The organism is Sinorhizobium sp. B11, from assembly GCA_039725955.1.
GTDB lineage: Bacteria > Pseudomonadota > Alphaproteobacteria > Rhizobiales > Rhizobiaceae > Rhizobium.
In genome coordinates, this window is sequence record CP091033.1 from 1,225,737 (window position 1) to 1,241,755 (window position 16,019).

The 16,019-nt window shown below is 60.0% G+C and carries 10 protein-coding genes and 1 pseudogene; 1 reads left to right on the forward strand and 10 read right to left on the reverse strand.

Annotated features, from left to right (window positions below; translation table 11 throughout):
- Positions 1-207: 207 nt before the first annotated feature.
- Positions 208-3,473: pseudogene (locus LVY75_05525) on the forward strand (cellobiose phosphorylase).
- Here LVY75_05525 and LVY75_05530 read toward each other — a convergent pair.
- The 10 genes from LVY75_05530 to LVY75_05575 form a co-directional block, all read right to left on the reverse strand.
- Entirely contained in the window at positions 3,470-4,486 is a 1,017-nt protein-coding gene (locus tag LVY75_05530; GenBank protein XAZ19618.1) for a dipeptide ABC transporter ATP-binding protein, read from the reverse strand. The pseudogene LVY75_05525 and the gene LVY75_05530 sit on opposite strands and share 4 nt — an antisense overlap.
- On the reverse strand, positions 4,486-5,490 hold the full coding sequence (locus LVY75_05535) for an ABC transporter ATP-binding protein (protein XAZ19619.1): 1,005 nt from the start codon (positions 5,488-5,490) through the stop codon (positions 4,486-4,488). Before LVY75_05535 ends, LVY75_05530 begins: the two co-directional genes overlap by 1 nt.
- Positions 5,487-6,371, reverse strand: a complete 885-nt coding sequence (locus LVY75_05540; GenBank protein XAZ19620.1) for an ABC transporter permease — start codon at positions 6,369-6,371, stop codon at positions 5,487-5,489. Before LVY75_05540 ends, LVY75_05535 begins: the two co-directional genes overlap by 4 nt.
- The gene (locus tag LVY75_05545) at positions 6,368-7,303 is read right to left on the reverse strand and encodes an ABC transporter permease (GenBank protein XAZ19621.1); all 936 of its coding nucleotides are present in this window, start codon (positions 7,301-7,303) and stop codon (positions 6,368-6,370) included. The genes LVY75_05540 and LVY75_05545 overlap by 4 nt, the downstream gene beginning before the upstream one ends.
- Positions 7,304-7,396: 93 nt before the next feature.
- Entirely contained in the window at positions 7,397-9,958 is a 2,562-nt protein-coding gene (locus LVY75_05550) for a hypothetical protein (GenBank protein XAZ19622.1), read from the reverse strand.
- A 208-nt stretch (positions 9,959-10,166) separates the two neighbouring features.
- Complete coding sequence (locus LVY75_05555) at positions 10,167-11,786, reverse strand: ABC transporter substrate-binding protein (protein ID XAZ19623.1); 1,620 nt, start codon at positions 11,784-11,786, stop codon at positions 10,167-10,169.
- 220 nt (positions 11,787-12,006) lie between these two features.
- Positions 12,007-13,101: a LacI family DNA-binding transcriptional regulator gene (locus tag LVY75_05560; GenBank protein ID XAZ19624.1), complete on the reverse strand. Its 1,095-nt coding sequence runs from the start codon at positions 13,099-13,101 to the stop codon at positions 12,007-12,009.
- A gap of 387 nt (positions 13,102-13,488) precedes the next feature.
- Entirely contained in the window at positions 13,489-14,358 is an 870-nt protein-coding gene (locus LVY75_05565) for a sugar phosphate isomerase/epimerase (GenBank protein XAZ19625.1), read from the reverse strand.
- A gap of 94 nt (positions 14,359-14,452) precedes the next feature.
- A complete protein-coding gene (locus LVY75_05570) occupies positions 14,453-15,100 on the reverse strand; it encodes a nucleoside triphosphate hydrolase (protein ID XAZ19626.1) in 648 nt (215 codons plus the stop codon).
- A 69-nt stretch (positions 15,101-15,169) separates the two neighbouring features.
- On the reverse strand, positions 15,170-16,018 hold the full coding sequence (locus LVY75_05575; GenBank protein ID XAZ21332.1) for a sugar phosphate isomerase/epimerase: 849 nt from the start codon (positions 16,016-16,018) through the stop codon (positions 15,170-15,172).
- Position 16,019 lies beyond the last annotated feature (1 nt).

Below are 16,019 nucleotides of genomic sequence, written 5' to 3' on the forward strand. Positions count from 1 at the left end.
GGTGGGAAGGCGATGCGCTTCAATACTCGCGTCGTTGAGGGGCCAAGGCGGACTTGGTTAAGCCGTCCTCCCTCTTAAGTCATCGTTTGCTTCACTCTGATTTGAGTTCATCATGGGCGCCATGATCTAACCAGTGACATTGGGTAATATTTCGCACAAACATTCTGCGTCATTGTCCGATTCCCTTTAGGCGACACGAGATCTCACATGCCCACGAGACTGAATCGCAAATTGCAGATGCCCCGCCGCGACGACCTCGGCCTTCTGACGATCGCCAACGGCACTGGCCTTTCCATCTCCGCCCTGCCGAACGGCACGCTGTTTTCCATCGACTATGGCGACAGTCTCGGATCGGTGCAGATCAACCAGATCCAGGGATCGCCGCTGTCCGGCGGCGTCGGACGGCTCTATCTGCGGATTGGTGGCAAAAAGCCTGCTACCGCCGAGATTGTCGGCCCCCGGGCGCAGGGCAAGTTCGGCTTTAGCGAAGCGGGTTTCTCTTGGAGCGGAAATGTCGCCGATATCCGCTACCAGGTTAGCCTCGTGCTTGCCCCTTCAGAGACGACGTGGTTCTGGCATGTGACGCTGGCGCATTCCGGCACGGAAAAACTGCCGGCCGACCTCGTCCTGGTTCAGGATATCGGCCTCGGCGACCGCGGTTTCCTGATGAACAGCGAGGCCTATGCGTCGCAATATGTCGACCATCATATTGCCCAGCATCCGGTCTTCGGCCTGTGGTGATGAATCGCCAGAACCTGAAGCAGGGCGGCGGGCGCAATCCCTGGCTCTCGCAGGGCTGCCTGGAAGGTGTCTCCGCTTACGCCACCGATGCAATCCAGTTGGTAAAATCGGCTGCCGCGAACGATGATCGTCTCGTCGGTCCCTTCGGCACCGATCTGCCGAGCCAGCGCCGCCAGCATGAAATGGCCTGCCCGGCCCTTCAATCGAAGCCGCTCGCCGTTTCAGCCGAGGGCGTCACCGCAAGTTTCTTCGGCCTTTTCCTTAACGATCACCAGGCGGCGTCCGATAATGCCGACCTGTCCCGCCTCGACCATCTGAGCACCATCGGAAAGAATGTATCAGGCGCGGCCGAACAGACACCGCCGCGCGGCATCCTGCAGGATGCCGGGCTGTTGGCCGCCGAGGCACTGGACGAGAAAGCGCTCGCCCGTCTCTATCCGGCGCGCGTGCTTGAAGAGCGCGTCGAGGGAAAGCTCCTCTCCTTCTTCGTGCCCGAGGGCGCTCTCAACCGTCACGTGGTCCTGCAAGAGAAGGAGTCACACGTGGCGCGCCGTCATGGCGCGATCGTGCGCAGCGGCCAGAACATGTTGCTCGACGATGTGACGCTGGCCTCGACTTGCTGGATGCAAGGCATTTTTGCTGCACAGCTGACGATCGGCAACACATCCTTCCACAAGCTGTTTTCCGTCTCGCGCGAGCCCTACAACCTCACTCGGACGAGCGGTTTGCGCATTCTTGTCGATGCCGGTCATGGCTGGCAGCTCCTCGGCGTGCCCTCAGCCTTCGACATGGGCCTCAGTGACTGCCGCTGGATCTACCGCCTTGCCGACCGCACCATCATCGTGACGGCTGCGGCATCGGGTGAAGATCCCGCAATGCAATGGGCCGTCTCCGTCGAGGGCAAGCCGTGCCGGTTCCTCGTGTTCGGTCATCTCGTTCTCGGCGAGCGGGAATATGATGCGAGCGGTTATCTCGAATTCGACGGCGAAGCCAAGCGCATCCGCTTCCGCCCTGACCCGCATTGGCTCTGGGGCGAGCGTTTTCCCGATGCCAGCTACTGGCTGGTAAGCTCCACGCCTGGCGCCATCGAGGCGGTCGGTGGCGACGAGCTTCTCTATGAGGACGGCGTTGCCCGCAATGGCGCTTTCATTGCCCTGCGCTCCACCGAGACACAGTCGCTCTCCTTCGCCGTCGTCGGCTCGATGACCGATATGGCAGAGGCCGAGCGACTGGCGGATCGCTACGCAAGCGGCGTCACTCAGGAAATGATGCTGGCACCGGCCTCGCGTTTCTGGCAGCACACCATTCGCGGCCTGACGTTCGACAAGCCGAAAGGCGATGCCGTGGCCCATGCGACGATCCTGCCCTGGCTTGCGCATGATGCGATCGTGCATCTGAGCGTGCCGCACGGATTGGAACAATATACCGGCGCTGCCTGGGGCACGCGCGATGCGTGTCAGGGACCGGTGGAATTCCTGCTCGCCTATGAGCACGATCGCGAAGCCAAGGAAGTGGTGAAGACCGTCTTCAGCGAACAGTACCTCGAAAAGGGCGACTGGCCGCAATGGTTCATGCTGGAGCCCTATTCCAACATCCGCTCCGGCGACAGCCACGGCGATATCGTCGTCTGGCCGTTGAAGGCGCTCTGCGACTATATCGAAGCGACCGGAGACTTTGCCATCCTCGATGAAACCGTGGCCTGGCGCGACGACAAGACCATGGGCAGGGCATCCGCCGATACGATCAGCGTCCATGTCGACAAGCTTCTCGCGACGGTGCGTGAGCGCTTCATTCCCGGCACCCATCTGATCCGCTATGGCGAAGGCGACTGGAACGATTCCCTGCAGCCGGCCGATCCGCATCTTCGTGACTGGATGGTGAGCAGCTGGACCGTTTCCCTGCTCTATGAACAGATCGTGCGTTATGCCGCCATCCTGCGGCGTATCGGCAAAGGCGCCGACGCCACCGAACTGCGCAAGATCGCCACCGCCATGCGGCGCGATTTCAACAAGCACCTGATCCGCAATGGCGTTGTCGCCGGTTACGGTATCTTCGACCCCGCCCATAACGGCGTCGAACTGCTGCTGCATCCCGATGACAAGCGCACGGGTCTGCACTATTCGCTGATCTCGATGACGCAGGCCATGCTCGGCAAGCTCTTCACGCTGGAGCAGCGGCAGGCGCATATGAAGCTGATCGAAAAACACCTGCTCTTCCCGGATGGCGTGCGCCTGATGGAGAAGCCGGCAACCTATGCCGGCGGCCCGGAAACGCTGTTCCGGCGCGCAGAATCCTCTTCCTTCTTCGGCCGCGAGATCGGCCTCATGTATGTGCATGCGCATCTGCGTTACTGCGAGACGCTCGCCATTGCCGAGGATGCGAAGGCGCTCTGGAAGACGATCGGCCTCGTCAACCCGATCTCCGTCACCGACGCCCTGCCGCACGCGTCGCTGCGCCAGCGCAACACCTATTTCAGCAGCAGCGATGCCGCTTTCCTCGACCGTTATCAGGCGATGACCGACTGGGATCGGGTCAAGAAAGGCGAGATCGATATCGATGGTGGCTGGCGCATCTATTCCAGCGGTCCCGGCCTCTACGCCCGCAGCTTCATCGAGAATATCCTCGGCTTCAAGCGTCGCTTCGGACGGCGCAAGCGCGAACCGCTATTGCCGTCGTCCGCGTCGATCACGATCAAGACGGATCATGCGCCCTGGCGGCGGCTGAAGCGCTAGAACTCGGTGACGACTTCCCGCACGCGCGGCGGGATTGGATTGGGCGCGGCGAAATGGCATGCGGCCATCTGGCCGCTTGCAACCTCTTTCAGGGCGGGCCGCTCGACCTTGCAAATGTCCTTGGCAATCGGGCAGCGCGTATGGAAGCTGCAGCCGGACGGAATGCGCGATGGGCTCGGCACATCGCCTTCAAGCACGATACGGCGGCTTTTGCGATCCGGGTCGGGCTCTGGCGCGGCCGACAATAGTGCCTGCGTATAAGGGTGCTGCGGGGCCGAATAGACCTTCCGCTTGTCGCCGATCTCTACGATCCTGCCGAGATACATCACCGCTACGCGGTCGGCGATATGACGCACGACGGCAAGGTCGTGGGCGATAAAGAGGAAGGAGAAACCCTTCGTCTCCTGCAAATCCTGCATCAGGTTGATGATCTGCGCCTGCACGGAAACATCGAGCGCCGAGACCGGCTCGTCGGCGACGATAAAGCCGGGATTGAGAGAGATCGCCCGGGCAATACCGATGCGTTGACGCTGACCGCCGGAAAACTGCCTGGGATAGCGGTCCATAGCGCTCGTTGGCAGACCGACCTGGGTCAGGAGATCGGCGACCCTTTCGCGCCGTTCGCGCTTCGAGCGGACGAGACCAAAGGCGTCCAGCGGTTCTCCGATGATTTCCGCGATGGAGCGGCGCGGGCTGAGTGAGCCATAGGGGTCCTGAAAGATCATCTGCACATTGCGGCGCATGCTGCGCATCTTCTCGTGCGACAACGCCGTCAGTTCCGTGCCCTCGAAGAAGACGCGACCATCCGTCGGCTCGATCAGCCTCAGCAGCAACCGTCCGAGCGTGGACTTGCCGCAGCCCGATTCACCCACCAGCGCCAGCGTTTCGCCACGCAAGATCTCGAAACTCAAATCATCGACAGCGCGCACGCCACTGCTCTCCTGCTTGAAGGACAGCATGCCACCGTCGGAAAAGACCTTGCTCAACCCTTCGGCACGCAGGATCGCATTCATCACATATGCTCCTCGATCGATGGGAGGGATGCCTTGTTTTCGGCGGTGACCCAGCAGGCGGCCTTATGTTTCGGGCCGAAGGCAAACATCGGCGGCATTTCACTGCGGCACTTATCGATATGCAAAGGACAGCGGGCGTAGAAGGGACAGCCCTGCTTCACCGAGCCCGCGGTCGGCACCGAGCCGGGGATCTGGTAGAGACGCTTGTGATCGTCATCGAGCCGCGGGATCGATTTGAGCAGTCCCTGCGTATAAGGATGGCTCGGGTTCCTGAAGATCGAGCGGACATCCGCGTCCTCGACCACTCGGCCGGCATACATGACGATGACGCGATCGCAGACTTCCGCGATGACGCCGAGATCGTGCGAAATCAAGAGCACGGCGGTGTTCAACGTCTTACGCACCTTCGCCATCAGGTCGAGCACCTGGGCCTGGATGGTGACGTCGAGTGCCGTCGTCGGCTCGTCGGCGATCAAGAGTTTCGGATTGCAGGCAACGGCCATGGCGATCATCACGCGCTGGCGCATGCCGCCGGAGAACTGATGTGGATAGGCATCGAGGCGGCCTTCCGGATTGGGGATGCCGACGAGTTTCAGAAGCTCGATGATGCAGGCGCGGCGCTGTTGACGGCTCATCCTCTCATGCAGCTTGATCGCCTCGCCGATCTGGTCGCCGATCGTCATGACCGGGTTCAGAGAACTCATCGGCTCCTGAAAGATCATCGCGATATCGCGACCGCGGATCTCCGGCATCGCGCTTACCGGCAGTTTCAGCAGATCGTTGCCCTCGAAACTAATCCTGCCAGCGGAAATCCGACAGAGCTCCGGCACAAGTCGCATGATCGACAGCGACGTGATCGACTTGCCGGAACCAGACTCGCCGACGATACCGACGGCTCCGCCGGCCTCGATCTCGAAGCTCACATCGTCGACGACGACAACAGGGTTCGTCGCCGTTCCGAATTCTACCCGCAGATGCTCGACGCTCAGCAAGGGCTGCTTCATTGCGCCGTCTCCGGATCGAGCACGTCGCGCACGGCATCACCGATCAGGTTGAAGGAGAGCACGACGAGCGTGATCGCAATGCCGGCACCGATGATCGGCCAAGGCGAACCGAAGAGATTGTTGAGACCGTCGCGAATGATATTGCCCCAGCTCGGATTCGGCGGCTGAGTGCCGATGCCGAGAAAGCTGAGCGAGGCTTCGAGGCGGATGGCTGACGCGACCCAGAGCGTCATCAGCACGACGATGGGGGCTGCGATATTCGGGATGATGTGCCGGAAAATGATGACAGGCGTGCGCACGCCGACCGCGATTGCCGCTTCCACGTAAGGTTCTTGCTTGACGGCCAGTGTCGAGGCACGGGCGACGCGGGCAAAGCCGGGAATGAAGGCGACGGTGATGACTGCGATGATATTCCAGAAGCCACCGCCGAGCACAGCGGCGATGATGATGGCGAGCAGCAATTCCGGGAAAGCGAGCAGCAGATCGATCAGGCGCGAAATGATGCGATCGGTGATCCCGCCGAAATAACCGGCCGTGACGCCGAGCAGTGTGCCGAAGATCGCCGCCAGAACCGGCGAGATGAAGCCGAAGATCAGCGAATTGCGGGAGCCATAAATCATGCGCGACAGCACATCGCGCCCGAACTGATCGGTTCCGAGCCAATGGGCTGCTGACGGTTTCTGGTTGATCGCCAGGATGCTTTGGGCGAGCGGGTCGTAAGGCGCGAGCCAAGGCGCAAAGGCGGCGACGAAGATGAAGATCAATACCACAAGCAACGCAAAGCTGGTCGATATCCGCCCATAGAGAATGTGGCGGAACGCATCTGCCAGCCGGTGGTCGTCCGTGATGATCTGGGGAGCCTGTTCTGATGTGACCATCATTTCACCCGGATTCTTGGATCGACAACGATGTAGATGAGGTCCATCGCCAGGTTGATCAGCACGACGAACATCGCGAAGACGACGACGCCCCCCTGGATGACACCGTAGTCGCGCTCGGCGATGGCGCTGATCAAAAGCTTGCCGATGCCGGGACGATTGAAGACGAGTTCTATCGCCACCGAGCCGGAGAGGGTTGCCAGCATGCTGAGGCCAAGCCCGGTCGTCAGCGGCAGAAGCGCGTTGCGCAATCCATGGCGATAGATGACGCGCGTTTCGCGCGCGCCCTTGGCACGGGCAGTTCGTACATAATCGCGGCCCATTACTTCCAGCAGCGATGTACGGGTCAGGCGACCAATAAAGGCAGCCTTCACAAGGGCCAGTGTCAGCGCCGGCAGGAACACGTGGTGCATGCGGTCGATGAAGCCTGTGCCGCCCCCATTGATAGGGAACCAGCCGAGATTGAGCGCGAAGGTGATGAGAAGCAGCGCTCCGAGATAAAAATCGGGAATGGCGTAGCCAAACAGCGAAAAACCGCGCATGGCCGAATCCGGCAATCCGTTGCGGTGCGTGGCCGCCCAAACGCCGAAGGGTACGCCAACGACAACCCCCATGATCATCGCGACGATCGTCAGCTCGATCGTATAGGGAAGATTATAGGCGATCAGGCCGAGCACCGGCTGGTCGGTCATGGCCGAACGGCCGAAATCCAGGCTGAGCGTTCCGACGACAAAGTTGATATATTGCTGCCATAGGGGCGCATTCAGCCCCATGCGCTCGCGAAAGAGCTGGAGTTGTTCGGCCGTGGCATTGTCGCCAAGCGCCGCAATCGCCGGATCGCCGGGCAGGATGCGCATGGCGATGAAGACGAGCGTCAAAACCAGCAGGATGGTCGGAATGGCATCCGCCAGCCTGAACAAGAGATACCGGGTCACAGATCCGTCTCCTCCCTGTTACCGCCGGAGCGGTCTCCTCCTTTGGCGCCGCCGGCGTTCCCGTCAACGGACGTCCATGATGGTATGCAAGCTTCAGTTCTGCAGCGCCGTGTAATAGGGCTCGTTGGACAGATTGTCCTCAAGACCCGGTGACAGCACGCTTCGCCCGCCCCTCCTCGAGCTGACGAAAAACTGCAGGTGAAACTTGGAGTCGGTGTAATCGCCGGGAATGGTGGCGTCGAAGCCATTGCCATTCCGCGTCATCTTCGCCGAACTCCAACGCTCGGCCTGATTGACGTGACGATAGTGCAGCACCGGTTCCTCGTCCATGGTTTCATCGACACGCACCGTCAAGGCTTCGCCCGCCTTGAACGTCGCGGGGGCTATGATGCCTGTCGCGCTGGCGATCACAGGTCGGCGAGCCTTGAGTGCTTTCACGGCTGCGAGCACCTGTTCGCCCGCCTGCACCGATTCAAACTTGCCGCCGCCGCGCAGTGACTCCAGGTCGAGAACCTCGGCCGCCATCTCCGGCAGGCGCGACTGCCAGGAACCTCGCAGCCAGGATTGTGGTCCGTAAGTCAGATCGTCGTGGTAGACATCGCGCGAAATATCAGCGGCCGCCTGCCAGGCCATGACCGACCGCTTGGCGTGATCGATTGCCGGCTCGATCAGTGTCGTCACCTTGGTGGCAATGAACAGCTCGGCCCAACAAGCCGCGCGGAACCGCTCGGCAAAGAAACGGGCGATGCCGGCTGAGATCTGCACATCGATCATGATGCGCTGGACAGTGGCGGAGCCGAAGCTTTCGGTCGCCTTCACACCCGTTAGTGCCGTCTCACAGCCTTCCGCCATCTCGTCCAGCCAGTCGGCCACATCAAGCGGCGTGTAGCGATGCGAGGGCTTTCCCGCGAGAAGCAGTTCCGCATATTCGCGCGCATTGGCAAACAGCGCTGAATCGAAGGTAGGCGCATTTCCGAAACGGACCGGCCCTTCCATGTCGAAAGCGTAGGCGCGACGGCCCGAGCCCTCGACAAGCGGGAGGTTGGTATAGACCTCCGGCCAGTAGTGATTGTTGGAGGCCGAAGGGCCATGCGCCAGGGTGATCAGCGGCAGCACGCGGCTTGCCCAGGAGAGCCCCTTCTCGCAATCGGCGGCGGCATCGCCGCATTCATGTTCGAGATAACGCATCCAGCTTTCGCGCGGCGCTTCAGGATAGTAGAGCAGTCGCCCCCAGATACGGTATTGATACTCATATTTCTGCCAGTCGTAGCGCGTCGGCAGACCGTGCTTCTGGTAATTGAAGCGGCCACCGGGAATGCCGGTGCCCATACGGCCCTTGAAGCTCTGCGGCTCGCACCATTCAACGCCATCGGAGCCTGCGAACATGGAGCTGCGGCCATAACCGGCAGCAAATTCCGGATCGCCCCAGAGAAGCACGCGCTGCGTTCCCGCCCAGATGCGATAGATGACCTTGTAGTCCTTGTCCTTCGTCAGAAGGTCACCATAGCTGTAGCGCAGGAATTTTCGGGACCCTTCGCTGAGCTGCTCGCGCTCGCTGCGCGCCACTTCTGGCGGGTATTCCTTGTTGCGGATAGCTGACTGGTGATAGGGCGGCCCCATATGCTCGGCGAGATATTTTGGCGAAGCGGCAAAGGGCATGCCGGACTCCCGGGCGATCTGCAGCATGGTGTGATCGAGACCCTTGCCATGCATGTCGATCTCGACTGGACGACCGGCAGCGGCAACACCTGCAAACGCCTCCTTCCAGAAACCGTATTCGCCTTCGGCAATGCCGCCCTCGACATGGACGCGGAATGTCAGGCCGGTGATCTCAGGCACCTGCCGCAGCAATTCGGTGATCGCATCACGGCAATAAGGAGCGAGATTATCATCCGTCACGCCTCTAACCGTGTAATTGGCTCGCGGGACATCGTCGAAATCATAGCGCTGCGTCCAGAGCGCCAGCTGGAATTCCAATCCGCGCCTGGCCGCCTCACGACCAATGAATTTCAGCATCTCAAGATTGGTTTCGCGCTCCTCATCGGAGAGCTCGGTGACCTCGACGCCGTAACCCGGCAGCTTCAATAGAAACGGATAGGGGAAATAGAAGTAGACGTCGGTAATCCAGGGATTGTGGTAGGGATAGTTGTAGCCCATGCCAAGCGTCAGGGCGAAACGGTTGAAGCGGTTCGATGCCAGCATGGTCAGATAGTCGCGCCATTGCTGCTTGTCGTAGAACCAGATCTTGTCTTCCTCCTCGCTGCAGAAAAGCCGGGCGATGCTGCGGATGCGGGCAGACGGTTGTTCGGTAACCGGAAACTTGCCGGCGAACAGGTCTTCATCACCGTTATAGCGCACCCGGTCGGCGAGTTCGGTCAAAGCATAGACCATGCCCCTGTCGTCATGCGCCCAGACGGTAATCCTGTTGCCGTCCCGGGTGAGAGCAAAAGCCTCTTCACTACGCGCCATCGCAGCCGGCGCCTGCGGCGATGCCACCTCGGCCACGTTGATCGAGATGTCCTGCCCCGATGGGTTGTCCGAGAATTTCGCGCCCCGCCGCTTCAGGCGGCTGCGCAGTTCGTCGATTGCCCATGTGACGCCGTCCGAAAGCGGCTTGGATGGCAGGCTAATGGATATGGTGTTGGCTTGCGCCATGTCTGACCTCACAGGAGAAGGACCAATATCTGCGCGCAGGGCGCAACACCCCGGTTCAACAGCGGGGAGAGATGACGATGTCGGAGCGTGTTCGCGACTGGAGCACCGGGCTGAAACTTATGAAGCGGTTTTCAGGGTAATCCGATGCTTCAACAAAGCTTAGAGCGGCGGAGGCATTTCTCTTCTTCCACCCGCCGCCCTTAACGGTTCAGGCCTTGATCTTGGCCTTGGTCAGCGGCCAGTTCACATAGCCGGAAACCACGTCGTAGCCGAGATCGACTTTTTCCGAGCGAACGACCATAAAGCCGTTGTTGGAAACGGGCAGGATGACCGCGTCCGTGAGGGCTTTGATCTCGATTTCCTTGACGATCTCCAGACGCTTGCTGAGGTCCGGTTCCGCAAGCGCCTTGCCCAGGAGGTCGTCGATCCCTGGAATGGCAACGCCGTAATGGCTCATATTTGCCCCGCCATTGCCATCCGAGCGAACTTCGGCGCCTTTCGACAGGTAGGTGACGATCACCTGTGTCGGCACCGGCGGCAATGCAGATGACTGCTGCGACAGGGTGTTGGTGCCGATGTTCTGATCGGCATGGAAGGCGGTATGGTCCTTGATGTTGAGTTCCATGTTGATGCCGACCTTGCGCAACTGCGCCTGGATCATCAGCATGATCGCCGAAAAGTCCTCGCGCTGCGACGTATCGTTCTTGAAGCTGAAACCATCAGGGAATCCGGCTTCTGCAAGCAGGGACTTTGCCTTTTCGGGATCATACTTGTAGGCAACGTCCGCCGGAATGTTCTCCGCGGAGAAGCCACCGGGATAGGAGGGCGGATTGAGCCCATAGGTGCGTTTGCTGATCGGCGCGATTGCCGTGGTGATTTCGTCACGATCGATCGCGTAGAAGAGCGCCTGACGCACACGCACATCGTCGAAAGGCTTCTTCGTCAGATTGACCTGCATGGTGAAGAAACTGCCGGGGCTGGCGACGTCGAAGATCAGGTTCGGATCGCGCTGCGACATGGAGGCCGCCCAGCCGGGGGCGCGAACGCCCTCGATCAGATGCACGTCGCCTGACAGCAGCGCCAGCGTGCGCGCCGTCGTATCGGCGATATAGAGGCATTGCAGCTTCGGTGTCGCCGGCTGGACGTCCCAGTGCTCCGCATTGGCGACCAGCATGACGCCCTGCGACGGATCCGGATAGACTGTCTCCAGCACGTAAGGACCGGTTCCGATCGGATCGCGGCCGATCGGTTCCTCGCCCTTTTCCTCAACTGCCTTCTTGCTCATGACCGAGGCGTCGTAGTCGCTGAGAGCGCCGAGCAGGAAGAGTGGATCCGGCTGCGCCAACTTGAATGTGACCGTGTAAGGATCGTCAGCCACGACCTCGCTGATATTGGTGAATTTCGGACGTACCCCGCCCACGCGAACGGCATCGCGAATGCGATCGAACGTGAACTTGACGTCCTCGGACGTCATCTCACCATAACCCTTGTGAAATTTGACGCCTTGGCGGAGTTTCAGGGTCCAGGACTTTGAATCCGGTGTCGAGCTCCAGCTCGTCGCAAGGCGCGGTACGAGTTCGTCTATCGTTGCCGGAAACTTCCAGAGCGGCAGGTCAACAAGCTTGTCGTAAATGTGAATAATCGCCCAGTTATCGACACCCTGGATCGACTTTGCAGGATCGATCGTCTTGAGGCCGCGGGCAGCAAAAGCAATTTTCAATGTATCGGTGGCTTGCGCAAAAGCGGCCGGCCCCAGGCTTGCCGCAATACCGGCGCCGACAACAGCAGCCGCAGAGTTTTCCATGAATCGACGTCGAGTAATCGCCATGCTCAGATCCTCCCTTATCGAGGCGCTGCATCCCGTCTGACGCTTGATTTCCTGTGTTTTTCTTGTGGAGCGTCTTCTGGGTCGACGAGCAGCGCAAGGGGACGGTAGCGCTACCAGACATAAGCGTCAAGTTTGTTCGGCCGCAGATTTATGGGCGTTTCGGAAAAGCTCTTATTCAAATAGCGACATATGCCGAAGGCGAAACGCGGTACTCCAGGCGTCAGTGGCCAGTCAGCCCACGCCGCAGTTCACCGCTGCGGTCGGTGCTGACGCGTCTCTGGATTTTGAAGCCCAGGTCGATAATCCGGTCTCCACCGTCGTCTCCGTTCAAGCGGCGACGGAGCGCCATGACGGCGTTATAGCCGGATTCCCAGCGGGGGCTGCGCACGCTGGTGATCGAAGGATAGGCTGCGGCCATGATGTCGAAATCGTTGAAGCCGGCGATACCGAAATCCTCGGGCACGCGGATACCGCGCTCCATACATTCGAACAGCGCGCCAAGCGCCATGACGTCATTGTTGCAGAAGACGGCGTCCATATCTGGATTGGCGTCCAGAAGATTGGCCATCAGCTTGCGGCCTGTCGAAGGGGTTGCAAAACGCGGCGTTTCCCAGCCCACGCCTTCAGGGATATGGTCGCTCCTGTCGATCGGCGAAATATAGCTCGGGTTATAGATGCCGGCTTCCGTCAGCGTGTCCTTCAGACCGGAATAACGGCCGAAGGAACGGCCATTCAGCCAGCCGCTCAGAAAACCGATATGCCGATAGCCCGCCTCGATCAGGTGACGGGTGATCGCCCGCCCCGCCTCATAATGGGAAAAGCCGATGATCGTATCGATCGGCTTGTCCGTCAGGTCCATGATCTGGATGACCGGGCACCGCGCATTTTCCAGCATCTCGCGGGAACGATCGTTCTGTTCGGTACCCGAGACGATCATGCCCGCCGGCTTCTGCCGCAACATCTGGGCGATCAGCCGCTCTTCCTCTTCCGGCTGGTAGCGGGTGTTGCCCATCTGGATCTGCAGTTCCGTGCCTTCCACGCCGTCGTACACACCGCGTAAAACGTCGGAGAAGATGTTCTGGGTGAGCGAGGGGACCAGCACACCGATGACATCGGCCCTGACGGATGCAAGCGCCCGGGCGCTGAGATTGGGAACATAGTTCAGTTCCTTCACCGCCTTGTCGATATTGGCGCGAAGGGCGGCGGAAACCTGGCTCGGATCGCGCAGCGCCCGCGACACCGTGATCGCGCCAACCCCGGCCAGGCGCGCAACATCCGCAATCGTGGGGCGACCATCGGTCCGTCGGCTTCGCAATCTTCTTCCCTCGCGGCATTTCGGAACAGCGCTGCACGTCTTTGCCTGGAAGGCTTCTCAGGCATTACCCAAAACGAATATGTCAATTCCAAAAAGCAGCGCCGAAGTCAACGCAGGCGCAAGACCGGCCGGCGAGGCAGCGCGCATTGAGAACTGCAGGGCGCGATACCCCTGTGGCGGTCGCGACCATGGAAACGAAATGGGGCTCACTTATCTCGGTCTATTTGCCGCGACTAGAAGCCCCATCAGGTCAATTGCCGTCGCAAACCTTGAGGAAACAGGTCGCCACGGCACCTATCACGACTGCAGGGTTTCGGCGAGCCGGCTCCCTGCATCTCGTTGAGGTCTAGAGATCGTGATGCACGTCAGATGAGGGCTTCGGAAAGGTCAACCGCCGAGCACAAATCGAGAAAATGCAAGAGCGCTCCGCGCATCCTCGTCCATTTTTGCTTCGTCCGCGCCATCGCTCAGATCGCGCCAAACCCTGATGTCTGACCCGATCGTTCCGCCGGTCTTTACGAACGGCTCCATGACAACGACGCCCGCGTAATTGATATCGCGAAGTGCAAGACCGATCTCGTGCCAAGGCATTCTGCCTTTACCGGGGACGCGGCGATTGCTTTCGCCGGTATGGAAATGTCCGAGCAGCGGGCCAGCGGTACGGATCGCTTCTCCGAAACTGTCTTCCTCGATGTTCATATGGAAAGTATCGAGCATCACTTTGACATTCGGCTTCCCGACATCCTTGACGAATGCCACGCCCTCCGCAGCAGTGTTGAGAACGTGGTTCTCGAAGCGGTTGAGCACTTCGATGCAGAGATTGATACCGAGGTTTCCGGCGAAGTCCGCAATGCCATGAATGCCCTCGACCCCACGCGCCCGATCGCCCTCCTTGTCGACTGGCTTGGAGTAGTCCACCGGCCAATAGGAATGGAGCGCGCCACCAATTGTCTTGATATCGAGCTTTGCGACATTTGTGAGCGTCTGCTCGAAGAATGCCTTTCCCGCCTGGCGCACCGCAATGTCCGGTGACGACAGATTCTTGGCCTTCGACGGGCCAATCCCGGCCGTCAGGATGATGTTGTTATCCCTGGCAGTCTGTCTGATTTCCGCAAGTTCGGCATCACTGTAGTCATTGATGTGATGTGCGGCGACCTCGATGACGTCGAAGCCAAGTTTCGCGACCTTTTCGACATAGGGGCCGAACTTGGCGCTCCACTCATGTTCCCAGTAAGAATAATAAATCCCGTGTTTCATAGGAGTCTCCAAGTTTCAGTTGCAGATCCCGCCGATCGTCCTTGGCGGGGTTGACAGTGGACTGTCGCGGCGACCTCCGGTCGGCCTGGACGGATCAGTTGTTCTCGATGTGGAGATCGGGCTCGGCGCTTCCGGCCACGATTGCAAGGCCGTTAGGAAGATCGTTCTCTTCGACCTTCCGGCGAATTTCCGCAGCGTCCAGGCCGTAGTTGCGCCAGCGGTTTTGAAGTCTCTGCCGCAGGTGAGCCTCGTCCACGTCAACAAACACCGTGAAGTCGAAAATCTCTTTCAGCTTGTCCCAGGGAGCCTGTCGCGCAAGCAAGTAGTTACCCTCGCAGACGACGATCTTCGTAGACTGAGGAATGAGACTGCCGCCGGCGCGAGCAATCTCGATCGAGCGGTCGAATACCGGAACGGCAACAACGTCATCCTCGTTGGCCTTCAGGCGCTTGAGCATGTAGCGCAAACCATGCGCATCGAATGTATCGATTGCTCCCTTGTAGGGGCGGCGACCCATCTGCTCCAAGACGGCATCGTCGTAGTGATATCCGTCCATCGGGAACAGAGCAGCTTTCAGACGGTGGTCATTGTTGATCGCTTCGACGGCGCGCTCTGCGAGCGTCGATTTGCCTGAACCCGGCGCACCTGCAATCGCTATCAGAACCCTCCGACCGCCGTTTTCCGCAAAGCGCTGAACTGCGATCTTCGCTATCTTCCGCGCGTTTTCGTCAATTTTGCTCAATGAGTTCCTCCCATTGCCTCTCCGCATTTTCGGCGGCTAGGACCATCCGGAAACGCCAACCATTCGAAGTCATGCCAGTTGATACTGCGTGGCTTTGTTGCGTAGGAACGAGAGGCCGTTGCCCATGACTTCGTCCTCGTCACGCGCGACCGGGCGCCACGTCGATATGTCGCCGGCCATCTCCGGTGGCATGCTGACGAAGCTCTCCAAGGTCAGCGCGCCCTTGAAGCCGATCGCAGACAGAGCGGCGAAAATCGAATCCCAAGGGACGTTTCCTGCTCCAGGCGTTCCACGGTCGCTCTCGGACAAATGCATGTATTTGAGATGCTCACGCGCAACGAGAATGCCGTTGGCTGCCCCCTTTTCCTCGATGTTCATGTGGAATGTGTCGAGGTGGACAAAGACGTTGTCCATCCCGATGCGTTCGACCAGGGCCACGGCCTGTTCTGCCGAGTTGATCAAATGGCTCTCGTATCGGTTCACCGCTTCCACACCGAATTGGATACCTTGGGCCTTGGCCTGCTTGGCTGCAGCACCGAGCGCATGAGCCACATTGTCATATTCTGCCTGGGTCGGCGGAACGCCCGTGCGTTCGTTGGTGCCGCCATAAGTGACGCCCGTAAGTGCCTCGGCTCCCATCAGGGCCGCCTTGTCGATCGCCACCTTCAGGTGCTCAATTGCGGCCTCGGGCCGGACGGATGCCCAGGCGGCCTGCGGTAGCACGAGCGAACATGCCGCACGCAGGCCATGCTTTTCCAGGAGCTCGCGTGTGTGCTCGGCATCTACCGATGCGGCGTCTGCGAGCGGAATTTCAATGAATTCCATATTGTACCTGGCTGCCCCGGCGATGGCTCGCTCTGCGCCTGCGCGGTCCCACTTCATTGTCCACATGCTTGCGTGAATACCGAACCCTTGCACG